The following is a 23,308-nucleotide window of genomic DNA, read 5'->3' as shown; positions in this document are numbered from 1 at the left end:
ACTCACATGGAAGCGGTCGAACGTCCGCCCCGGAACAGGTCTATGAGATCGGTATCCGATACGGTTTTCTTCCTGTCCGCCAGTTCCTTAAATGCTTTGAAGCAGGTGTTGACCTGTTCCGCCGGAATGTGAATGCCAAGCTCCTCCGCCTTTTCCACAAGCGCATGCCGGCCCGAATGTTTGCCAAGAACAAGCCGCGTCCGGTCGAGACCAATCATTGAGGGTGACATAATCTCATAGGTTTTCGGATTTTTCAGTACCCCGTCCTGATGGATGCCGGCTTCATGGGCGAAGGCATTGGCGCCGACAATCGCCTTATTTGCCTGCACCGGACTGTGCATCAGCTTACTGACCAGACGGCTCGTCCGCGTGATTTCTTTCAGATTCAGTCGGGTATCTGTATGGAACACATCCCTGCGTACATGAAGAGCGACACCGACTTCTTCCAGAGCTACATTGCCCGCGCGCTCACCTACACCATTCACCGTACATTCCACCTGACGGGCACCGGCTTCTACCGCTGCCAGCGTATTTGCCGTCGCCATGCCAAGATCGTTATGGCAGTGGCAGGAGAAGCGCACTCGGTCGCTTGCTGAAACATGATCTCTGATATACCGGAACATCCCGCCGAATTCCTCAGGTGTGGCGTAGCCCACCGTATCCGGCAGATTAATCACCGTCGCACCGGCGCGGATTGCCGCGTCCACCACTTTTGCGAGAAAGGCCGGATCACTCCGGGAGGCGTCCTCCGCCGAGAATTCAATCTGCGGGAAAAAGCGGCCGGCGTATTTCACCGATTCAACAGCCATGTCAATCACTTCTTCCGGCTTCTTTTTCAGTTTACTGGCCATATGAACCGGAGACGTCGCGATAAATACATGAATGCGCGGGTTCTCTGTGTTTTTCAGTGCTTCCCGGCATGCATCAATATCCCGCCTGACGCATCGGGCGAGGCCCGTTACCGTACTGTGCCTGGCAGCACCTGCAATCGCCTGAACGGCTTTGAAATCGTCCGGAGATGAAGCAGGGAACCCGGCTTCAATCACATCGACACCGAGCCGTTCCAGCTGTTTTGCCACCCGCATTTTTTCATCGTGTGTCAGACTGCAGCCCGGTGACTGTTCCCCGTCACGGAGCGTCGTGTCGTAAATTTCAACCTTTTCCATTTTTCGTACTCCTCTCTGATTCTGATTTGTTTTCGCAAGGTCTCTTTCTGTAATTTATATATAAAAAAAAGCCCTTCACCCCGGACCGGATCCAACCGGTCATGCAGGGGCGAAAAGGCTTCTTTTCACGGTACCACCCAGCTTCCGGTATTTTTTTCAAAATACCGGCTCAGCAACATCACAGCGGATGTCTTTTTCTTAACGAGTGTCTGGAACACCCGGTCTGCCTTACTTCAAGTCTTTCAGACAGACGCTCGGAGGTGAGTTCATCAGCAGGAGAACGGCCGGCTTTCCACCTTCCGCCGGCTCTCTTGGCGTTTCTGCCTCGCTGATTTATTCCCCGTCATCGTTTTTTTCATTGGTCCATTGACTGACCTTTTTTCGTTGTGACTTAAATAATAATAGGCATTGAAAATTCCGTCAACCCCTTTGTCAGACTTTTTCTGCTTTTCTTGCGGGCCCTTTATTGAAAGAAAAGAAACCGATTGCCCCCAAAAAATATTCATCGTTGACAAGTGATTTCAGTGGTGTTATATTGACGTTACAAAATTTTTTAAAAATTTTAAGTAAAGAGGTTATTCCGATGCTGTTCCCGTTCGATGACCGCGAATTAAATATTTTGATTATTACCCAGGGCCCTGGCAATCATTGAAAAATGAAACGATTGTTCGGGTCCTGGTTAGCATCGAACGGGATCCGGAAAGAGGCTCCTGTTCGTCGCAACGAACAGGAGCCTCTTATTTTTCCTCAAAAAAAAAACAGAAGGGATGAAGAATCATTGAGGAGTGACGAAATCAAGAAAGGATTAGACAGAGCACCGGCCCGCAGCCTGCTGCGCGCGACCGGAGTGGTTAAAAATGCTGAAGATATGCAGAAACCGTTCATCGCCGTGTGCAATTCCTACGTCGATATTGTCCCCGGGCACGTCCATCTGCGTGAACTGGCAGACGTCGCCAAAAAGGCCATCCGTGAGGCGGGGGGTATTCCGTTTGAATTTAATACCATTGCTGTTGATGACGGCATCGCCATGGGACACATCGGGATGCGCTATTCCCTGCCAAGCCGCGAGCTGATTGCCGATTCTGCAGAAACGATGATCAACGCCCACTGGTTTGACGGCGTCTTTTACATGCCAAACTGTGACAAGATCACACCGGGGATGCTGATGGCTTCCGTGCGAACCAATGTCCCCGCCATCTTCTGTTCCGGCGGACCAATGAAGGCCGGCTTGTCTGCCGATGGGAAGGCTCTGACGCTGTCATCCGTATTTGAAGGACTCGGCGCTTTTAAAGAAGGGCAGATCACAAAAGAAAAATTTCTCGACATTGAATCCTCAGCCTGTCCGTCCTGCGGGTCCTGTTCCGGCATGTTTACCGCGAACTCAATGAACAGTCTGATGGAGATGCTTGGCGTCGCGCTTCCCGGTAACGGGACAGCGCTTGCCACCTCCGAAGAGCGACGCGATCTGGTCAGAAAATCGGCTTTCAGGCTGATGGATCTGGTGAAAAACAACGTCCGGCCCCGCGACCTCATCACACGCCAGGCGCTGGATGACGCCTTTGCCCTTGACATGGCTATGGGCGGTTCGACCAACACCGTTCTCCACATGCTCGCCGTTGCCTCGGAAGCCGGCATTGATTATGATCTGAGCCGGATTAATCAGGTTGCTGAAAAAGTGCCTTATCTGGCGAAAATAGCTCCAAGCTCCGCCTTCTCGATGCACGATGTACACGAAGCCGGCGGCATCTCGGCCATTATCAAAACACTGGTTGATATGGGCGGCGTCATCCATCCCGACAGGCTGACGGTCTCCGGTCATACGATCCGCGAAAATACAGCAGACGCTGAAATCAAAAACCCGAAAGTGATCCATCCGCTCTCAGATGCCTACAGAAAAACCGGGGGCTTTCTGTATTGTCCGGCAATCTGGCACCAAAAGGCGCCGTCATCAAAGTCGGCGGGGTCGACCCTTCCGTAAAAGTATTTACCGGCAAAGCGATCTGCTTCAATTCACATGATGAGGCAGTCAAAGCCATTGACAATCATACCGTCCGAAAAGGTCATGTTGTAGTCATCAGATATGAAGGACCAAAAGGCGGACCGGGCATGCCGGAAATGCTTGCTCCGACTTCATCGATTGTCGGCCGCGGACTGGGCAAAGACGTGGCCCTGATCACGGATGGGCGCTTTTCCGGTGCAACCCGCGGGATATCTGTCGGTCATATCTCACCTGAAGCGGCATCAGGCGGCCCGATTGCCCTCGTTCATGACGGCGATACAGTAACCATTGATCTGGTCAACCGTACAATCCGGCTCGCTGTTTCCGATGATGAACTGGCTGAACGCCGGAAGCACGTGAAACCGTTTGTCCCGAAAGTGCGGACCGGCTATCTTGCCCGTTACGCCGCGCTTGTCACATCCGCACATACCGGCGGGGTGATGCGGCTGCCGGAAGCCTGGACAAAGGCGGAAGAAGCTGCTGAACCTGTTAAGTGAGGTCATTTGGATATCGTGAACCCGATTCACTGACCGGCTATCCGCCGATATTCAGAGTTCATCAATAGAGAAAAAGGATATACACAAAAGAGAAAAGGGATATACACAAACAGAAGGGATTGAAGTCATTGAGATGGGTTGTTTCTGCCGGACATTTTCTGGGACGATACTTTGCCTTGTTTGTTCTGGCTGCTGCTGTTGTCAGTTATTTTCAGCCCGGGCTGATTACCTGGGTCCTCCCTTATGTTTCTTATTTACTGGGTATCATTATGTTCGGGATGGGTATGACTCTGAAACGTTCTGACTTCGCCGCCGTTTTCAAACGGCCGAAAGATGTCATCGTCGGGGTCTGTGCCCACTACCTGATCATGCCGCTGGTCGCATTCGGATTATGCTACATTTTTCAACTGCCGGGTCCTGTCGCGGTCGGCGTGATTCTCGTCGGCTGCTGTCCAAGCGGTACCGCATCCAATGTCATGTGCTACCTGGCCAAAGGAGATGTTGCGCTCGGCGTTTCGATCGGCGCTGTCTCAACATTTATCGCACCGGTCATGCTGCCGCTTCTGCTCTGGCTGCTTGCCGGGCGCTGGGTCAGCATCCCGGCTGCATCGCTGTTCCTCAGTGTCGTGGAAATCGTTATCATTCCCATTGTCCTCGGAGTGCTGGTCAATACGTTCTTCGGCAATAAAGTTCAGCAGGTCACCCAAGCCCTGCCGCTGGTGTCAACCGTATCGATCATCCTGATTGCCGGCGGTGTCGTCGCTGCCAACAACACCCGACTTTTTGCCGTCGGCACGCTTGTTCTGATTCCGGTTATTATCCTGCATAATCTGCTGGGGTTTGGTCTGGGCTTTCTGTTCAGCCGGCTGCTCGGCATGAATCATGCGAAAAGCCGTGCGATTACATTCGAAGTCGGCATGCAGAACTCGGCTCTGGGCGTCACCCTGGCGATGGCTTTCTTCACGCCGGTTGCAGCCATACCCGGAACTCTGTTCAGCGTCTGGCACAACATGTCCGGCTCGCTTCTTGCATCCTGGTGGGCAGGTAAGAAAACCGCCGATGGGAAAAAATCGGCGGTTCACACCACACCCACTGCAGCAAACTGATTCATCTTTTAAGGGTCTCATATTTCTGCGTATCGGTTTTTCCGGTACGCTGTTTTTTTCTGCATCGATTGCCGGGCCAGCCTGAAAAATTGGGCTCAGACGATGGACGCTTGACTTTCTGTTTTATACTGAAAAAAGCCGCGGCATGCATGCCGCGGCTTTTTTTTGCTTCTTTTATTTTTTATACAGTTTGATCGATTCATCACCGGCCGACGTGTTCCCGTATATCGGAGCCACTGCGGCATAGGTGTTTGTATTCGTGATGATAACCATCGTTGTGGTATCATATCCGGCTTCTTTAATTTTATCGGGTTCGAAAGTGACCAGAAGATCACCTTTATGCACTTTCGTGCCGTTCTTCACTTTCGGCTCGAAATATTTGCCATTCAGCTTCACGGTATTAATACCAATGTGAATCAGGGCTTCAGCGCCGTTATCCGATTTGATCCCCCAGGCATGGCCGGTCGGATAGGCGACGGTCACTTCTCCGTCAACCGGGGAGACTACTTTTCCCTCGGACGGGATGATGCCGACGCCCTTGCCCATCGCCTCAGAGCTGAATACCGGATCGCTCACACGCTTGAGCGGAACGGCCTGACCGCCCAGAGGACTGTAAACCGTATCTGCAAGCTGCAATCCGGTTGTGTCGACAGACGGTCCTTCCGTATCAGCAGCAGCTGCTTCACGATCTGCGTCGCCAAGCTTTGCGGCAACAGCAGCCGATTTTTTCTCGGTCAGGCTCTTTTTCCCGGAAGTCACTCCGGCAAAAAGCTTCTCTGAATTGCTTTCATTAAATCCAAACAAAACAGTGAGTAAAAACGAAACCAGCCAGGCTACACAAGCAGCCAGAAGACCGAGCCACATGCTGGAATTCGGACCAACGAAAAGCGGCAGCTCAAAGATATTCATAATTGGCGAATACTGAAAGACCCGGATTCCGGTAAGGCCAACAATCACGCCGCCGACTGCTCCGCCGATCAGGCCGAAAATAAAGGCTTTTTTATACTTCAGGTTGATCCCGTAGATGGCCGGTTCCGTAATCCCGAAGAACCCGCTGACGGCCGCGGAAAAAGCGATACCCTTGTTTTTCGCTTTTTTCGCCCGGAAAGCCGCTCCGGTAACGGCACCAAACTGGGCATAAACAGTGACGAACATCACGGCAAGCAGGGTATCAAATCCATAGGTATCAATATTCACGATGGACAGCGGCAGAATGCCCCAGTGCAGACCGAAGATGACAAAGATCTGCCAGGTCCCGCCGAGAATCCCGCCGGCAATCGCCGGGCTCAGGTCATACAGAAATCTGTAACCATTGGCCAGACCCTGACCGAGCAGGTTACCAAGCGGTCCAATGATCAGGAAAGTCAGAAGACCGGCAACGATCAACGTCAGAAACGGGACAAAGACCAGCTGGGTGACCGCCGGAAGATGTTTTTTAAACCAGCGCTCGACGTAGCTTTCAAGCCAGATTGCAAGGATTGTCGGGATGACAGCCCCGCCATAGGTTTTAAATTCAACTGCATAACTACCGAGATGGGCCACCTCCGGAATCGCCCGGTCGGTCAGCGGATAGATCATCGCGCAGGCGAGCGCAACAGCAATATAGCGATTCGTGTTGAATTTATCTGCAGCCGTGATAGCAATGAAAATAGGCAGCAGCGTCAGAATCCCGCTGGCAAGTGTGTTAATGATGATGTAAATGGGCGAGTTGAGGGGCAGCCAGTGAAAGGTAGAAATGAGAATGGCAAGTCCCTTCATGACGCCCGCACCGGCCAGAACAGAAATAAATGGTGTAAAAATGCCGGATAAAACGGCAATAAACTTTTCAAACGGACTTTCTTTCTTCTGCGGTGTATCCGAACCAGAGCCGTTTTCACTTTCGGCGGTTGTTGCTGTATCACTGTCACTGGCCTTGAAATGGTACTTGTCCATAATGGCATCAAATACAGGAACCACCTTGTCTCCGATGACGACCTGGTACTGACCGCCGGCACTCACTGCCGACAGGACCAGCGGTAACTCTTCAAGTGCTTCCTTATTTGCTTTAGCATGATCCTTCAGTCTGAACCTGAGCCGTGTCGCACAGTGAACCAGAGAAGTCACATTATCTTTACCCCCGACATTGGCCACAATATCATCCGCAAGCCGGGCGTAATCTACTTTGCTCATGATTCATCCCCCTTAAAACGTTTGCAAATATATTTTATACCATGTAAGCGATTAAATACAAATATTTTTTTTACAATATACTTAAAATCCCCGTACAAAAGCTTTTATGCTGATCATATTGTACCCTAAGCAGGCTTTTTAAAGAATAAAATTTTCTTTTTGTGTCATTTTATAAGATATTTCATTTCATATCATGTGAAAAAAAAACCGCCCTGTCAGGCAGAAGATGACCGAACCCGTCAGAATCCGGCCATCATCCATTTTCCAATATCAATAAAACCAAGCTTTTTGTAAATCCTTCCGGCCGCGGGATTCGTATAGAAAAGACAGGGTTCCTTGTGCTCAGCCTGCAAGACGCCGATCAGTTTCGTCAGACACTTTGTTGCAAGGCCGCGGTGTTCCCAGTCTTTTCGCGTACAGGCGCCGATAATCATCGCGGCCTGTCCTGTTTCAGCCGTGGTCGACACCGCACTGACCGGCTCATCATTTTTTTCAATATAAAAGGTACGTGAAATGCCCTTTTCCATGTTCTCACGCAGCACTTCGGGGCGCTCGTCTGTCCCGGTGAATTCAGCGATCTCCCTACGCAGTGCAATGATCCGGTCAGCCTCCTCAGGGAACAGCATCTTCACTTCCATGCCGGAAAGCTCCCGGTTGACCGGCCTGCCGAGAGGATGCCTGGCATAATAACAGACTTTCCTGCTTTTCACCGAACGTCCTGCAAACGGCAGAATTCCGGCAGCATATTCTTCGATACCGGAGACCATGTTCATCCGGCTGTCCTGCCGGAGGATCCTGCCCCAGGCTTCACCGTCCAGCCGCTCCGGATCTTCTGCATACGGGATATAGTTTTCACGGTACCGGAGCATGATGGATGCCAGTGCCCCATTCTGATCAAAATCACCCCATACCGTCACGACATCACTGTTAAAACCGAACGCCCCGATGTCCCCGATAATAAACAGGTTCTCTGCCGAGCGTTTACCTGCGTACGCTAAAACTGTTTCTCTGTCTTTTTCCGTGAGCCGCCGAATCATTTCCTGTCTGCCTCCCTGCTGTCTATTTAAGAATACAAGAAAGAATATATTTTTTATATTTTATTCGAAAACAGGGCTTAAGGGAATGACAGAGGACACAGACAAATTCATTTTTCCGTCAGATGACCGTGCATCCATTCCATCACAGCTTTCCTGTCAGAAACTGAGCTTCGCCGCGTCCGAAGCTCCAGTCACTGACACCGTTTTCAACAATCGATATGAACAAATCGTCCGCCCGGATGCCGCAGTGCTTCTCAAGCTCTTCAGCGAGATACTGAAAAAGAGTTTCTTTCTGGTGAATGGTTCTCCTCCGGCTGATGATGCTGATGATCACCAGATCTTTCGAACGGGAAAAGCCAAGGCCGCTATCCTCGATCACCAGCTCATGGGCCGGATGCTGATGAACGATCTGATAACGATCGCGCGCCGGCACGTCAAAAGCCCGGATGACCGCCCGGTGCGCCGCATCCAGCAACTGTTTCACTTCTTCCCTGCTGCGTCCTTCAATGAGATCAAAACGTAATAATGGCATTGAACCATCCCCCCTGCCTGACTGTTATCTTAAACATATGCAGGAGGGGGTCCGTATTTGAATCATCATTCCTGTTTCCACCGGGATGCGGCAGGCGTACGGATCCGTTTTGTGGCATCCATCCGCGCCACCGGACGCGCTCCGAAAGTAAAAGGCCGGGCATCCCCAGCCGCCTGTTCCCGTAATTTTTTCACTTCACTGCACCCGCCACTTCATCAATCATGATGTTCAGCGATTCGATCCCGCCACCTGAAAAATACCAGACTTCCGGGTTCAGAAGAACAATATGTTTGTTTTTATAGGCAGAGGTCCGTTTCACCAGATCGTTTTCAATGACCTGCTTTGCAGAAGGTTTCTGAGTCACCACGGCACTCCGGTCAACCACGAAGAGGTAATCCGGATTCTTTTTGCTGATGTATTCTGTCGAGATGCTCTGACCGTGGGGTGAGGCTTCGATATGTGAATCAACAGAGGTAAATCCAAAGAGATCATTAATCAATCCGTAACGCGATCCGGAACCAAATGCGGATGCTTTTCCTTCATTGGCAATGATCGTCAGCGTCTTCTGATCTTCCGGTACTCTGGCTTTCAGATCGGCAATTTTCTGATCAATCTTTTTTATCTCTGCTTTTGCTTTAGACGTTTTTCCGACTATTTTGGCCAGTTCAAGGGTATTTTCTTTAAACGAATCGAGATAGTTTTTTTCGTCGACGGTCAGCTGAAGGGTGGGGGCGATCTTCTCAAATTTCTCATTCAGATCGGTCAGCCGGTTCGAACTGATGATCAGGTCAGGTTCGAGGCTGTTGATTTTCTCCAGGTCGACTTCCTTCAGGTTGCCCAGGTTTGCATATTTATCGCTGTCATACTGCTTCAGATAGGCCGGTACATTCTGTCGGGAGAGCCCGACGATGTGACCGGATGCTCCCAGTTTATCAAGTGAGTCCAGTACGCCATAATCAAGAACAACGATCCGTTTCGGATGTCTGGGAACAGAAACCGTCCCGTTTGTACCTTTAATCTTGATCGTCTCCTGCTCACCGGTGTTCCCGGCACCGGCATCTGTGCCACAGGCGCTGACCGTCAGCAGAAGTAGAAGTGAAGCGAGAGCAGCTATGATTTTTTTCATCTTTCGAACTCCTCCATCATTTGAAATACAGGCAGTACCTGCAGTGATTGATCTCAGTGATGTGCAGCGGCATGTCATAAATCTGATTTAATGTGTTCTCCGTCATGATTTCCGCGGCCGGTCCCTGGGCGACAATTTTCCCTCCGCGCAGACCCACCATGTAGTCCGCATAACAGGAGGCAAAATTGATATCATGAAGGACGAGGACAATGGTTTTGCCAAAATCATCGACGAGTCTCCTCAATGTTTTCATCATTTGCACAGAGTGCTTCATATCAAGATTATTAAGCGGTTCGTCAAGCAGCACGTATTCGGTGTCCTGGGCGATAATCATGGCGATGTACGCCCGCTGCTGCTGGCCACCTGACAGTGCGTCGATGTATCTGCTCCTGAGCGGCGTAAGGCCCATATAATCCAGCGCCTGGTCAACCGCTTCGCGATCTTCTTTCCTGAGTTTTCCCTGCGCGTACGGAAAGCGTCCGAACGAAACCAGGTCCTCAACAGAAAGCCGTGACGTGATATGATTGCTCTGACGCAGGATGGCCAGTTTCTGTGACAGGGCCCGGCTCTTCCATTTGCTGATATCTGTCCGGTCAATCAGGACGTTACCGCCATCCTTTTTCAGCAGCCGGCTGATGATGCTGAGCAAGGTGCTTTTCCCGGCGCCGTTTGCCCCGATAAATGCGGTGATTTTTCGCTGCGGCAGCTGCAGATTGATCGAGTCAAGAACCACTTTGTCATGATATTTTTTCGTTACTTGTCTGACTTCAAGCATGCGATCTCTCCTTCATGAGCAGATAGATAAAATAGATGCCGCCAATAAAATTGATCATCACACTGAGTGTCGTACTGAAAGTCAGAATCCGCTCCACTATCCACTGGCCGAAGACAAGCGCTGCAATACTGATCAGCGTACTTGCCGCAAACAGCTGGCTGTGGCGCCATGTTCCAAGGAGCTGCATGGCAAGATTGGCCACCAGCAGGCCGAGAAAAGTTACCGGCCCGACAAGTGCAGTCGCAACGGAGACCATCATCGAGACGATAATCAGAAGATGGCGTGCGAGAGTGTAATAAGGCACACCGAGATTAATGGCCTGATCACGGCCGAGAATCATTACGTCGAGATATTTATAGAAAAAAGAAAGATAGATCAGAGACAGCACCAGGACCACAGCTGCCAGAAGCAGAACGCTGTCGTTCACTGCATTGAAACTGGCGAACATTTTCCCCTGTACGATCAGAAACTCATTCGGGTTAATCAGCATCTGCATAAATGAAGCCCCGCTCTGGAACAGTGTGCCGAACACGATGCCGATCAGCAGGATAAAATAGATGGATACACCTTGCCGGGCAAACAGAATACCATACAGAACGAAGGAAAAGGCGATCATCAAGAGCAGCGACGCCATAAAATTGATATTTTTGTCGGCAATCAGAGCATTTCCTGACCCGGCGAAAAAGATAATAATCGTCTGAAAAAGCATATACAGCGAGTCAAGGCCCATAATCCCCGGGGTCAGAATCCGGTTTTGCGATAAGGTCTGAAAAATAACCGTGGATATGGCAATCGCCGCGCCCGTCAGGACAATTGCGGCAAGCTTAACGCTCCGCTCTTCCAGCACAAACGCCCAGCTCCCGCGAATCTGATAAAAAAGAAACAGCAGGCAGGCCAGAGCAGCCAGAACAGCCAGAATCGTGATTTTCCATTTATTATTGATCCGGTGCATCTTTTTGCCTCCTCACCAGCAGGCAGATAAACAGGATACTGCCGATGATGCCGACCATCAGACTGATGGATATCTCATAGGGATAGATGATCAGCCGTCCGGCAATATCGCAGATGAGAACGAAGGAGGCACCGAAAAGCACGGTCAGTGGAATCACCCGCCGCAGATGATCGCCGGCATAAATAGAGACAATATTCGGCACAATCAACCCGAGAAACGGGATGGCGCCGACAGTCAGCAGAACCGTCGCCGTCATTAAAGCGGCGATGGACAGTCCGACTGTCACGGTTGCCCGGTAGTTTAAACCAATATTCGTTGCAAAGCTTTCACCCAGCCCTGCCGCCGTAAACCGGTCGGCATACAGCCAGGCGATGATGAACAGCGGGATGGACAGATACAGCAATTCATATCTTCCGCGCAGGATAGAAGAGAAATCGCCCTGCAGCCACGTACCAATGTTTTGAACCAGATTATTTTTATAAGCAAAAAAGGTCGTGATACTGCCGAGAATGTTACCAAACATCAGTCCGACAAGCGGGATAAAAATTGGATCTTTGATCCGTATCCGCTGCAGAATTGCAATAAAAAGAAAGGTACCTGCAAGAGCAAAGACAAACGCGACCAGCATTTTACTCAGCGTACCTGCAGCAGGAAAAACAATTAAAGCAACGAGAACACCCAGTCTGGCCGCATCCATCGTCCCTGCCGTCGTCGGAGAGACAAAACGGTTATGTGTGATTTGCTGCATGATCAGACCGCAAAGACTCATGCCGGCGCCGGCAATGATGATGCTGATCGTCCGCGGCAGGCGTGAAATCAGCAGCACATCTTTCTGTTCACTTGTCAGATGCAGAAAATCGTCAATCGGGACATCTTCTACACCGACAAAAAGTGAGACGATGGCCAGAACAGCTGTCACAATAATCCATAAAACTCGGCTCATATCGTCCATTCTCCCAAATGATAAATATTCTCATTTGTCAATTATAGTTTAAAATAATTGAAAATTAATGTCAATTATTTTTGTCTAATATATGATAAATGATAATAGAAACCCCTGATGAGCAGATGGTCTGGCAGAGCTCACGGGCTGGCTGAATTATCCCGAATTCTGGCTGATTAATTTGGAAATCGGCTGAATTCCCTGCGGACCCGGCTGAATTATCAGGGGATCTGGCTGAATTCCCTGCGGATCCGGCTGAATTATCACTCTGCCCGATCCGGAGATTGTGACCGGCTTCCACTGTACCTTTTTTCCAGCCGATACAATGCAGAGGACCGATTACCACTTTTCACCCGGGCAGACCTGTTATAATAAAAGAAGGACGATGAAGGGTGTGGTCAGGTATGTCTCTTCTTGATCAGAAAGTCTGGCGTGTGATTGATCAGTCGGCACTTGGGGATGGGTTTGACGGACGGCAGTCCTTTGCCATGGATGATGCCCTGTGCGAATCGGTGGGTTCGGGAAATTCTCCCTGTACTGCCCGCCTCTGGGTTCATCAGAACACGGTGATGCTGGGTACACAGGATACGCGCCTTCCTCATCTGAGCGAGGCACTCGATGTGCTGCGCCGGGCGGGCTACCGTTATCTCACGAGAAACTCGGGCGGGCTGGCTGTGGTTCTCGACAGCGGCATACTTAATTTATCACTGATTTTCTCTGAAAACAGGCACCCGCTCACGATTGATGAAACCTTCCAGGCAATGGTCGATTTTATCAGCAAAGTCCTTCACCCGTTCCACATTCCGTTCAGGACCGGGGAAATTTCAGAATCCTATTGCCCCGGCCGTTATGATCTCAGTACGGATGGGCGTAAATTTGCCGGCATTTCGCAGCGGCGGGTCAAACGCGGCATTGCCGTGCAGATTTATCTGTGTATCACTGAAAGCGGTTCCAGCCGGGCGCGATTGATCCAGTCCTTCTACCGGAAAGGACTGAAGGGTGAAAAGACAAAATTCACCTATCCGAATGTGGTCCCTGAATCAATGGCCTCCCTTGAAGAAATCAGCGGACAGGCTTTAACCGTCCCGCAGCTGAGTGGCGCCATCCTGCATACCCTGCAGACCTTTGGGAAAGTCATCATGGCACCGCTTTCCGGGCCGGAAAGTCTTCTGTTTGGAAAATATTATGAACGGATGATCCAGCGGAATGAAAGGGCTTTCGGAACGCATCAGTCATAGTTTCGGAAACTTTTCCCCGAAGATATTTTATACCTTCTCAGGCAGCAGAAAAAAGTGGCCTGCAGAATTCTCTGATTCGGAATGTTTGACATAATCAGGACGAAAACGGACACGGGCAAGCGAGAACAGCGCGCCTGCTGACCCGGATCAGCTCGATAAAGCGATGCATTTCTGCTGAAAAATGGTTTATCTGCTGTCATGAACGACCTGACCTGCCGGAAGGGCCCCGCTCGCTCGATACGTTCCGGAATACTCGATGCGTTCAATATCACACCCGTCACCGATGACTATGTCCCACCATCTGACTGCGACTCGCCCATCACTTTCAGATTTTTCCGTCTTTCATTCACTCTTCTTACCCCTGTCGGCGGATGCATCAGTCCGCACGTTCAACGCTAAATGACATAAGAAGGTTCCTCCGTCAACAGCAGAACCTCTCATACCCGATGTAATCGTGCTGTCTTAACATAACACTGTTCCGACGTAAAAAGATTTTTTCGTTCACATCTGCTATCATTGAAAAACGAACTTCTTTTAACAACCAGGGAGGAAATGAAGTGGCGAAGCAGACTTTAGAAAGGAAGCTGAAAAGCAGACATATTCAGCTGATTGCGATCGGCGGTGCGATAGGCACAGGACTGTTTCTCGGATCCGGTAAAGCGATTCATCTGGCCGGCCCGTCCATCCTTTTTGCTTATCTGATTATCGGGTTCGCCCTGTTTTTTGTGATGCGGGCACTGGGTGAACTGCTCCTGTCCCACTCCGGTAACACAACATTTACGGATATTGCCGTGACATATCTTGGACCATGGGCCGGCTTTATCACTGGATGGACCTACTGGTTTTGCTGGATCATGACCGCCATCGCCGACATCACGGCCGTAGGCAAATACATACAGTTCTGGTTTAACGTTCCCCAGTGGATTCCCGCTTTTCTGTGCCTGATCATTTTAACGATTCTCAACCTGCTCACGGTCAGGCTTTTCGGTGAAATTGAATTCTGGTTTGCCCTGATTAAAGTAATCACAATTATTGCTCTGATCCTGCTTGGACTGCTGATGCTGCTCCTCGGATTCCAGTCAGATACCGGTCAGGCGTCCGTTCAGAATCTATGGATACACGGGGGCCTGTTTCCCAACGGCATTCACGGATTCTTTCTCGGGTTCCAGATGGCCGTCTTCTCCTTTGTCGGCATCGAGCTGGTCGGGGTCACCGCGGCGGAGACTGCTGATCCGGAAAAAAATCTGCCGCGGGCCATTAACAGTCTGCCCGTCCGCGTTCTGCTCTTCTACATCGGCGCTCTTTTCGTCATCCTCTGCATCATTCCATGGACTGACCTGAGCGCAGACAGCAGTCCTTTTGTCCGCGTCTTTTCACTGGTCGGGATTCCGGCAGCCGCCGGAATCATTAACTTTGTTGTTCTGACTGCGGCTGCTTCTGCCTGCAACAGCGGGCTCTTTTCGACGAGCCGGATGCTTTATGCGCTCGGCCGTGAAGGTCATGCACCGAAGCGCTTCACCCGGCTGGAGAAAAGTTCCGTTCCCGGTACAGCACTGATCAGCTCCTCGCTGGCCCTGTCCGCAGGCGTTGTACTCAACTATTTTCTGCCGGATTCTGTCTTCACACTCGTAACGAGTATCAGTGCCATCTGCTTCATCTGGGTCTGGGGCGTGATCCTTGTCTCACATCTTATCTATTTAAAAAGGAGACCGGATCTGGCCGCTGCATCTAAATTTAAGGCACCGCTGAGCCCGTGGATCAACTGGGTGATCCTTGCGTTCTTTATTTTTCTTCTGGTGCTGATCGGACTTGCTGCCGATACGCGTGTCGCCCTTTTTGTGACGCCGGTCTGGTTCCTGATTCTCGCCCTGGCTTACCTGATCAGGCTCCGGAAACTTCAGGCAAATGAATAGACGGGACTTGCAGAAAAAGCGTCCGGGGTCCCCGGACGCTTTTGTCAATCCTTTATTCTTTAAGCTTTTACATCGCGTTTGGTAAAGAACAGCCAGCCGGCTATAACAAACAGGACATAGTACACAGCGAGCACCGTCAGCGAAAAGCCGAGCGTCATATCGTCACGGACCGGCGTTCCGGTTGTGTATATCGACAGATCCATGTTGGCAAACAGGACATATTTAACCCAGTCGTAACCACTGAGCAGAGTCACAATGATCGATGAAGCCATCATCATGAAGATCGACAGTCCGATCGCAAGGCCGCTGTTACGGAAGGCAGCAGCAATCAGTCCGGCTACCGTCACCATCATAATGAGCGACACGCCGTTCAGCAGATAGCTTTTCAAGATGGCAAGTGTCCAGCTCGTCTGATGGACGACGCCGTCCGCATAGGTCAGATGGGCTTCGGTCGCTCCGCCAAACCCGAACAGGATTCCGCCCAGCAGCCAGGAAAAAATAAAGAGGACAATCAGACAGAAGATCGCAAATAATATAGATGCAATGTATTTTGACAGCAGAATTTCCGTTCGGTATATCGGCCGGATCAGCAGCAATTTAATTGTTCCGGTATCAAATTCGCTGGCAATTGAAGTGGACACGACGATAATAGTAAAAATACTGATAAGGATGACGGCATTTGTTGCCGTACTCTCAACGAATTTCCAGAGCGTTTCGCCCTGCGCCGGTTCGAGATTATGATCGATCCGGTACTCGTTGATGGCAATCTGTTTTTTCAGATAATCGGTTGCCTGTTTATTGCCGCCGACCTGCGACTGCTGTTCGGCAAGACTTTTGTTTTCCTGAATCAGTTCCTGCTTCCATTGATTATTTTCTTTCGGTTCGGGTTGATTGAATTTAATGATCAGGCCTGCAGCCAGAATGATTCCAAGAAGAATAATGATCATCACTTTTGTTGCATTTCTGCGGTAGATTTTCATATTTTCATTTCGTATCAGTCCGAAAAAATCAGTCAATTTTCTTCCCCTCCCGTCACTTCAAGGAACCGATCTTCAAGAGATCTGGTCACAGAGACAACGCCGTAAATCTTCACTTTAGCCGTGACAAATGTATCGATGACGACCGGAATTTTCTCGTGCGCCACCGTCAGCTCGACGGCATTGGCTTCAACGGCAGAGGCATCAATGGACAATTTGTCTTTGGCGATCTGTGCCGCCATCCGGCCGTCATCTACCGTGAATCGAACGCTGCTTCCGCCCTCTTCAACAAAATCATGGACGTTTTCGACACCGATCAGTTTCCCCTTTTTGATAATGCCGATGCGGTCGCACATCAGCTGCATCTCAGACAGCAGGTGACTGGATACGACGATCGCAACGCCCTCTTTACGGGAAAGATCATGGAGATACTTGCGCAGGTCGTGAATCCCCTGCGGATCCAGACCATTCGTCGGTTCATCAAGAATCAGGACAGAAGGGTGATGGAGCAGGGCCTGTGCGAGGCCAAGACGCTGGCGCATACCGAGCGAGTATTTTTTTACCCTATCGTGAATAGCGTCTTCGAGGTCGACTACTTTAACAACTTCCTGAATCCGTTCCCGTGTAATCCCGGGGACCATCCGGGCATAATGAACCAGATTCTGATATCCGGTCAGAAACCGGTACATTTCCGGATTTTCAACAATCGCCCCGATCTGGCGTATCGCCTCTTTAAAATCCCCTCTGATGCTGTGACCCTGAATATAAATATTACCTTTGGTCATCCGCATCAGACCGACGATCATCCGGATGGTTGTCGTTTTCCCGGCGCCATTCGGTCCGAGAAAACCGAATACCTCACCGCCATAAATTTCAAAACTGAGATCGTCAATAATCGTTTTACTGCCAAACTTCTTTGTGACATGTTCAAGTTTCACTGCAGGCTTCTTCTGAAGGGCCGCATTACTGTTCATACGCTTTCACCATCCAATCTGTAAGACTGATATTTTCCCTGCTTCTAATGTCCTCAACACGCCGCGTGTCCAGTATTTCCCCATTTCTGATCAGAATCACCGTATCCAGAAGCGGTTCGATTTCCTGTAATTCATGCGTTGTCAGGATAACCGTCTGTTTTTCCAGATCAATGAATGAAATCAGACTCCTGACGATCGACTGCCGGACCAGCGGATCGAGTCCGGAGAGCGGTTCATCCATCAGGATGTACGGTGCATTACGGGCCAGCGTCACCACAATTTTCAGCCGGCCACGGTTTCCCTTGGAGAGGTTTTTTACTTTCTGATCTCGATCCAGTTTCAGAAAGTCGAGCATATCTTCCGCTTTTTCCGGTTGAAGTCGCTGAAAGTCTGATTGTAAAAATCGACCGTCTGTTTCACGGTAAAAAAGGAGTAATAACTGTCCAGCTCGGACAGATAAGCCACTTTCGTGCAAATCCTTCGATCCGCGATCTGTCCATCGACCAGCACCAGCCCCTTTGTTGGCCGGATCAGGCCGGAAATCAGTTTCAGCGTCGTTGATTTTCCACTGCCGTTCGAGCCGATCAGACCGATAATATGTCCGGGTTCAATCTGGAAACTGATGTCTTTCAGCGCCTTTTTTGTCAGATAACGCTTTGAAACATGTTCGAGCTGAATCACAATTTCTCCTCCTTTTCTGCAAAATAATGCCGCAGCCCTTCCAGCATTTCTGATTCCGTACAGCCCATATCCTTCATTTCACGGACGAAACGGGAAATGCTTTTCACTTTCAGATCATCCCGCATCTGCCGCAGCACCTCCTGATCCTCTGTAACAAACGTCCCCTGTCCTCTTCTCTTCTCCACAATCCCCATATCCTCCAGCTCCCGGTAGGTTCTTTGAACGGTATTCGGATTTACACCCGAATCAATTGCCATTTCGCGGACAGAGGGCAGGCGCCCGCCGATGCCGATTTCCCCGCGTATGATCTGATTCTCAATCCTCTCGCATAGCTGGAGATAAATAGGAACTGCCGGGTTGAACGGCTCAGCCATCTGTAAACCCTCCCCTGACAGAATTATGGTTCATGTGTTTTACCCCACTTCCATTTTGCGATCCAGCAGCCAGGAAGACAGTCCGTAAAAAATCAGCATGATGACGAGGTCGACCACAAAATTGCCCAGATAAACTGGCATGGACGACAGGTCCAGCTCCCTTGCTAAAGAGGCGGAGACAAAGAAGTGATACGCCGGTTCAGGAAGCGGCCCCCAGTCCATAAGTGCTGTCGTCACACCAGCCTGCGTCAGTTTTCCAATCAGGAAAACAGCCAGACCCAGAATGAAAATCATAAGCAGCCAGGCGGCTCTGCCGACACGTGTTCGCATGCAGCGGAACGCCAGCCAGATCAGAAGGAAGGTGATCCCTCCATAAATGGCGACCCAGTACAGAAAAAAGATCGCAGCCGCTGCAATCCGGTAAATGTGCAACCCTTCCGGTACGTTGTTCATCTGGCCGGAGATCATAAATCCCGTCCAGGTGTAGATGCAGGCGATAAACAGTGAAACGGTCATGCCGACGACTCCGCCGGCCAGCTTGGCAGCCAGCAGTGACCAGCCGGGCAGCGGGTGATTCAGCCAGAGATGCAGCGTCTTTTTTTCGATAATAACATTAATCATCAGATAGCCAAAAAGGTAGAAAAAGTGACACCCGATCAGAAAAACACCTGTTACGGAAACAGCCAGTTTCTGCTGTCCGCGAATCTGAAGATAGAGCCCGAGTATGATGACAGCCAGTTCGATGCCCAATATCATGATGAATCCGAGGCTGCCAACCCGTAGTTCCTTTCTGAATAATGCTTTCCAGGCCGTCATGGTTAAACCTCCAGCACATTTATTGGTATTACTGTACTAGTATCATAGTACACTAGTTGTAAAAATGTGTCAATGCTGACGGCAAAAAATTTTACAGCCGCTCGATGCCGAGAACTGTGGTCAGAATATTGGACAGAAGCAAAAGAATAAATGGAATGGAAGTAAAAAAGTAAAGCCACAGATATTTTTGCGGACGCCTGTTTTTCCAGGCGGACAGCCACGCTTTTATGGCCTGCCGTTTTTTATATATAACGGTGCCCATAATCACCAGGATCAGAGCAAAGAGGCCGTAATAAAGCAGAGCCGACCAGGGCTGCTCCGGAAGACGCATGAACAACTCGGCCGCCAGATTGTTGGCGATGTGGATCAGGATCGTCAGACGAATCGAGTACTTCCACGCAAGGAAACCGAGAATCAGCCCGACACCGATCCCCATCGGAATCTGAATGACATTGCCATGCATCATCCCGAACAAAAGCGCCGATACCGAAATCGCGAAAACGGCGCCAAATCGCTCCAGACTTCTGAGTACCGCACCGCGGTAAAGAAATTCCTCAAATACCGGACCGATCAGACAGGTGTACAGGAACATACTCAGTGTTTTCGAACCTTCAAGAATTTCCTGAGACGGCTTCGTGGTCAGACCGAAGAGGTTAAGCAGCCATTCGACGGGGACCATGACCGGTGTCAGAATCATGTTGAGCCCAAGTACAAAAACAAAGCCAAGCAGGACCGCTCTGACCGTCATCTTCTGCCCGGTCGCCAGCAGATCCCGGCGGAAAAATTGTTTATTCCGATAAATCAAAATCGGGATGAATGCGATCATTACAGCGATAATCATCGGGGTCCCGATGTTCTCAATGGTGTCGGACAGCGAAATAAGAACTGCCTCATTGAGCACGCCCCTGTTTCTGATCAATGCTTCGATCATCTGGATGATGAAATAAAGAATAACCACCAGAAACATCAGCGCTTCCTGAAAAATAAGGGATACACCAAGCCCTCTGAACCGCCGCTTAATCAGTTTCCGCCGCCTTTTTACCAAAGTCATGCCCTGTCTCCCCCGCCGCAATAGATCAATCGGAAAAAATTATATACTTTATTCATTGGAACATTCTGCCCGCGCCGCTGTCAACTCTCAGCCTATTTTTACAGCTCTGAGGAGTAAATTTTTGTGAGGCCCTCCGTGTCATGCGAATAGCTGATCTGATTTTACATATATTTCCAATTCTGCTTTTCCGCTTTTTTTGAAAAAGGGACAAGCCAAATTTTGATGGCCTTTTTTAATTTTTTTTGACTGTAGCTTTGCCTGGCATTCCCCCTTTCTGATATACTGTTCTTAACCGGTGAACCGGACTTGCATCGGTTTCACCAGGCTAGCCATATCCTCCTCTGTTAATCTGCGTGTCCGAATCGCTTCTAACAGGGCTGAGGATATTTCTTTTGCCGTCTTTTTTTGCGTACGGAGCAGCTTTGACCCTTTTTCATATAACTGCATCAAAATATCCGCAATCTGTGTAAGAAGATAGTGATTCTTCATCGCCTGATGATTCTGGCTGTTCACGTGTTGAATGGCGTACTGTACGTGCTTTTGTCGATTAAACCCCTGATTTTCAATCTTCCAGCGCCTTCGCCCAACCGCTACCAACACCTCTGCCTTCTTCTCCGTGATAGGCAGATTGGTCAGAAACAGAAAGGTGTGTGTTTTTTCTTTTTCCTGAACCGTAGCCTCCAGAGCATTTAGTTTTCTTTCCTGGTAGGCGATATCATTCACCCAGTAGGTCGTTGCAGATTGTCCCCGATACTTCAGCGCTTTCAGCGCCTCGAATTCCTGCGCCACACTCGGAATACTGCCTGCTTTGAAGCGAAACATGTATTTCCAGCGGTTAGCCTCACATCGCTGAAAGACTGATTCACACGCATATAGGCTATCCGCCAGGATACAGATGGGCAGACGCTTGAAGGTCGCTTTCAATCGGGTGCTCAGGCGCTCGAAGGCGCGACGTTCACAGTCCTGTTTGGTCACGTCCTCGTGCTCGTTCTCTATAAATTCCGAGTCGATACTCAGCACCATGTCCCCAACGACCAGTTTGGCTTCCAGAACGTGATGCTGGTAATCCGTCCAGGTTTCTCCGGTCTTTTTGTGGGTATGTTCGCGTTTCAGGCAATGTGCACAATGCTTCTTGTTAAAGTGGAAAAGCCCGGTCCCATCAATGATAATCCCCCAATACTTCCCCTCGATCCGTTCGGCCTCAAAACACCGCTTTTTGAGGAGCTCCCGGATTAAACCGATGCGAATGTTTTCCAGTTCCTTCGGATCAAGCCGCGACAGGAAATCGTTGATCGTGTCATAGTGGGGCAGTTCATGAAGCTCCTGAGTAGCGAGCATCTTTTGCAGGTTATCGATACATTCTTCACGATTAAGTCCGTTGCTCAGGCTGCGCATGCTGGTGAACTGACAGACATTTTTCAGGATCATCATCCAGAGCATCAAGTCTGAATCATAGGTGACATAACTCTGATGTCTCGGATCTTTGACCTTTCTGAGCCTGTTGGTGAATCCTTTAAAGAAATGATGGCATATTTTCTGAAACTCGAGAAAATAATTGACGTTCTTCTCCTGCTCTCGTTTCTCTTTCCGTGTAATCATAAGAACCTCCTAAAAAATAGCACTATTATGGGATTTATTACTGTTAAATTATCTCATATATAGCATTATTTAGGGGGCTGTTGTTGATTTTATCGCGAAGAATTTTTACTCCTCAGAGCTGCTATTTTTATTTAAATGTTTTGTCCTGAGAGCAAAAAGTAAAATAAGCGGAGATTTTCCTGCTCCCGGAATTCGGATCAACTTTTCTGTGATTTGGACCGGCTTTTCTTGAATTTGGACCGACTTTTCCGGGATTCGGATCAACTTTTTTGGACCGACTTTTTCCGAATTTGGACCAACTTTTTTGGACCAACTTTTTCCGGGTTTGGACCGACTTTTCACGGATTCGGACCAATTTTTTCCGAATTTGGATCAACTTTTTCCGGGTTTGGACCGACTTTTCCGGGATTCGGATCAACTTTTTTGGACCGACTTTTTCCGAATTTGGACCAACTTTTCTGTGATTTGGTCCGACTTTTTTCGGATTTGGTCCGACTTTTCAGGGATTCGGATCAACTTTTTTGGACCGACTTTTTCCGAATTTGGACCAACTTTTCACGGATTCGGACCGACTTTTCCGGGATTCGGACCGACTTTTTTCGGGTTTGGATCAACTTTTCAGGGATTCGGACCAACTTTTTCGGACCAACTTTTCCGGGATTTGGACCAACTTTTCACGGATTCGGACCGACTTTTTTCGGATTCGGACCAACTTTTCTTGAATTCGGACCGACTTTCCACGGATTCGGACCAACTTTTCTTGAATTCGGACCAACTTTTCATAGATTCGGACCGAAACATTAAACCCATAGTCCTCGCATCGCAATGAGCTCGTTTTAAAGAAAGGGTGCCGTTATGCTATAATGAACCGAAATCGAATAAAGTGATGGAGTTGAACGTTATTGATGCTTGATTACCGGAAAAAACTGTCGATCATTGAGTCATTCCCGGAACTGGAGAAAAAAGAAGTCTCACTCGGACGGGTTAATTTTCAATATACCGGAAGTGCTGCGGAGAAGAAAAATGTCGTCTATCATCTGCATCCAAACGGCAATGGTTACGTCTACGCAAAAGGTCTTGAAGATTATGAACCGGACAAGAAGGGCATGGTTAATATCCGTGATTTTTCCGAAGAAGAACTTCGCGCGATTATCCGGAAATCGATCCACATGCTGTCTCCGGAGGGGGTCTATGAATCCCACACAGCAGGGGGGGTCGATCACGAGATCTGGATCAACGACAGGCGGCAGACTCTTGAAATCGTATTTGAACATGACCTGTGGAATGTCTACGCCGGCGATCTGCTCGACGGGACGTTCCGCACGTATAAAGAAGCAAAAGAATATCTGATTGAAGAAGGATTTCACCCCGGACACAGCTAAT

General features: G+C 49.5%; 20 protein-coding genes and 2 pseudogenes. 6 read left to right on the top strand and 16 right to left on the bottom strand.

Annotated elements, in window-relative coordinates; all coding sequences use genetic code 11:
• Positions 1-2: 2 nt before the first annotated feature.
• Positions 3-1,166, bottom strand: a complete 1,164-nt coding sequence (locus tag ABNN70_RS04790) for a 2-isopropylmalate synthase (RefSeq protein ID WP_353948904.1) — start codon at positions 1,164-1,166, stop codon at positions 3-5.
• Positions 1,167-1,632: 466 nt separating this feature from the next.
• On the opposite strand from ABNN70_RS04790, the gene ABNN70_RS04785 reads away from it, so the two are divergent.
• The 3 genes and pseudogenes from ABNN70_RS04785 to ABNN70_RS04775 all read left to right on the top strand — a co-directional run bounded on the left by ABNN70_RS04785 (position 1,633) and on the right by ABNN70_RS04775 (position 4,768).
• Positions 1,633-1,818, top strand: coding sequence for a hypothetical protein (locus tag ABNN70_RS04785; RefSeq protein ID WP_353948903.1), 186 nt, complete (start codon positions 1,633-1,635; stop codon positions 1,816-1,818).
• 126 nt (positions 1,819-1,944) lie between these two features.
• Positions 1,945-3,662 (top strand): annotated as a pseudogene (ilvD, locus tag ABNN70_RS04780) (dihydroxy-acid dehydratase).
• A gap of 128 nt (positions 3,663-3,790) precedes the next feature.
• Positions 3,791-4,768 (top strand): bile acid:sodium symporter family protein, encoded by a 978-nt coding sequence (locus ABNN70_RS04775; protein ID WP_353948902.1) that lies wholly within the window; start codon positions 3,791-3,793, stop codon positions 4,766-4,768.
• Positions 4,769-4,942: 174 nt separating this feature from the next.
• Here ABNN70_RS04775 and ABNN70_RS04770 read toward each other — a convergent pair whose 3' ends face one another.
• The 8 genes from ABNN70_RS04770 to ABNN70_RS04735 all read right to left on the bottom strand — a co-directional run bounded on the left by ABNN70_RS04770 (position 4,943) and on the right by ABNN70_RS04735 (position 12,302).
• The gene (locus ABNN70_RS04770) at positions 4,943-6,937 is read right to left on the bottom strand and encodes a beta-glucoside-specific PTS transporter subunit IIABC (protein WP_353948901.1); all 1,995 of its coding nucleotides are present in this window, start codon (positions 6,935-6,937) and stop codon (positions 4,943-4,945) included.
• A 239-nt stretch (positions 6,938-7,176) separates the two neighbouring features.
• Positions 7,177-7,974, bottom strand: a complete 798-nt coding sequence (locus ABNN70_RS04765) for a GNAT family N-acetyltransferase (RefSeq protein ID WP_353948900.1) — start codon at positions 7,972-7,974, stop codon at positions 7,177-7,179.
• A 142-nt stretch (positions 7,975-8,116) separates the two neighbouring features.
• Complete coding sequence (locus ABNN70_RS04760) at positions 8,117-8,506, bottom strand: tautomerase family protein (RefSeq protein WP_129928447.1); 390 nt, start codon at positions 8,504-8,506, stop codon at positions 8,117-8,119.
• A 65-nt stretch (positions 8,507-8,571) separates the two neighbouring features.
• The gene (locus tag ABNN70_RS04755) at positions 8,572-8,700 is read right to left on the bottom strand and encodes a hypothetical protein (protein ID WP_353948899.1); all 129 of its coding nucleotides are present in this window, start codon (positions 8,698-8,700) and stop codon (positions 8,572-8,574) included.
• The gene (locus ABNN70_RS04750) at positions 8,697-9,632 is read right to left on the bottom strand and encodes a siderophore ABC transporter substrate-binding protein (RefSeq protein WP_353948898.1); all 936 of its coding nucleotides are present in this window, start codon (positions 9,630-9,632) and stop codon (positions 8,697-8,699) included. The genes ABNN70_RS04755 and ABNN70_RS04750 overlap by 4 nt, the downstream gene beginning before the upstream one ends.
• A 16-nt stretch (positions 9,633-9,648) precedes the next feature.
• Positions 9,649-10,407 (bottom strand): ATP-binding cassette domain-containing protein, encoded by a 759-nt coding sequence (locus tag ABNN70_RS04745; RefSeq protein WP_129928449.1) that lies wholly within the window; start codon positions 10,405-10,407, stop codon positions 9,649-9,651.
• Positions 10,400-11,350: an iron chelate uptake ABC transporter family permease subunit gene (locus tag ABNN70_RS04740; RefSeq protein WP_353949379.1), complete on the bottom strand. Its 951-nt coding sequence runs from the start codon at positions 11,348-11,350 to the stop codon at positions 10,400-10,402. The genes ABNN70_RS04745 and ABNN70_RS04740 overlap by 8 nt, the downstream gene beginning before the upstream one ends.
• Positions 11,343-12,302, bottom strand: a complete 960-nt coding sequence (locus ABNN70_RS04735) for an ABC transporter permease (RefSeq protein ID WP_353948897.1) — start codon at positions 12,300-12,302, stop codon at positions 11,343-11,345. The genes ABNN70_RS04740 and ABNN70_RS04735 overlap by 8 nt, the downstream gene beginning before the upstream one ends.
• Positions 12,303-12,706: 404 nt before the next feature.
• On the opposite strand from ABNN70_RS04735, the gene ABNN70_RS04730 reads away from it, so the two are divergent.
• Both ABNN70_RS04730 and ABNN70_RS04725 read left to right on the top strand, forming a co-directional pair.
• Entirely contained in the window at positions 12,707-13,540 is an 834-nt protein-coding gene (locus tag ABNN70_RS04730) for a biotin/lipoate A/B protein ligase family protein (protein WP_353948896.1), read from the top strand.
• 557 nt (positions 13,541-14,097) lie between these two features.
• Entirely contained in the window at positions 14,098-15,453 is a 1,356-nt protein-coding gene (locus ABNN70_RS04725) for an amino acid permease (RefSeq protein WP_353948895.1), read from the top strand.
• A 59-nt stretch (positions 15,454-15,512) separates the two neighbouring features.
• Here the strand turns inward: ABNN70_RS04725 and ABNN70_RS04720 are convergent, their stop codons facing one another.
• The 7 genes and pseudogenes from ABNN70_RS04720 to ABNN70_RS04690 form a co-directional block, all read right to left on the bottom strand.
• On the bottom strand, positions 15,513-16,469 hold the full coding sequence (locus tag ABNN70_RS04720) for an ABC transporter permease (RefSeq protein ID WP_129928453.1): 957 nt from the start codon (positions 16,467-16,469) through the stop codon (positions 15,513-15,515).
• Positions 16,466-17,404: an ABC transporter ATP-binding protein gene (locus ABNN70_RS04715; protein WP_129928454.1), complete on the bottom strand. Its 939-nt coding sequence runs from the start codon at positions 17,402-17,404 to the stop codon at positions 16,466-16,468. The genes ABNN70_RS04720 and ABNN70_RS04715 overlap by 4 nt, the downstream gene beginning before the upstream one ends.
• Positions 17,394-18,085: pseudogene (locus ABNN70_RS04710) on the bottom strand (ABC transporter ATP-binding protein). The gene ABNN70_RS04715 and the pseudogene ABNN70_RS04710 overlap by 11 nt, the downstream one beginning before the upstream one ends.
• Positions 18,082-18,459, bottom strand: coding sequence for a GntR family transcriptional regulator (locus tag ABNN70_RS04705; protein WP_353948894.1), 378 nt, complete (start codon positions 18,457-18,459; stop codon positions 18,082-18,084). The pseudogene ABNN70_RS04710 and the gene ABNN70_RS04705 overlap by 4 nt, the downstream one beginning before the upstream one ends.
• 39 nt (positions 18,460-18,498) lie before the next feature.
• Positions 18,499-19,275, bottom strand: a complete 777-nt coding sequence (locus ABNN70_RS04700) for a hypothetical protein (protein WP_353948893.1) — start codon at positions 19,273-19,275, stop codon at positions 18,499-18,501.
• A 91-nt stretch (positions 19,276-19,366) separates the two neighbouring features.
• The gene (locus ABNN70_RS04695) at positions 19,367-20,326 is read right to left on the bottom strand and encodes a type II CAAX endopeptidase family protein (protein ID WP_353948892.1); all 960 of its coding nucleotides are present in this window, start codon (positions 20,324-20,326) and stop codon (positions 19,367-19,369) included.
• A gap of 288 nt (positions 20,327-20,614) precedes the next feature.
• A complete protein-coding gene (locus ABNN70_RS04690; protein ID WP_353947737.1) occupies positions 20,615-21,925 on the bottom strand; it encodes a transposase family protein in 1,311 nt (436 codons plus the stop codon).
• 905 nt (positions 21,926-22,830) lie between these two features.
• Here ABNN70_RS04690 and ABNN70_RS04685 point away from each other — a divergent pair.
• Positions 22,831-23,307 (top strand): hypothetical protein, encoded by a 477-nt coding sequence (locus ABNN70_RS04685; RefSeq protein WP_353949378.1) that lies wholly within the window; start codon positions 22,831-22,833, stop codon positions 23,305-23,307.
• The last annotated feature ends 1 nt before the right edge of the window (position 23,308 follow it).

The organism is Sporolactobacillus sp. Y61, assembly GCF_040529185.1.
Lineage (GTDB): Bacteria > Bacillota > Bacilli > Bacillales > Sporolactobacillaceae > Sporolactobacillus.
This window is presented reverse-complemented; position numbering and strand designations above follow the sequence as displayed.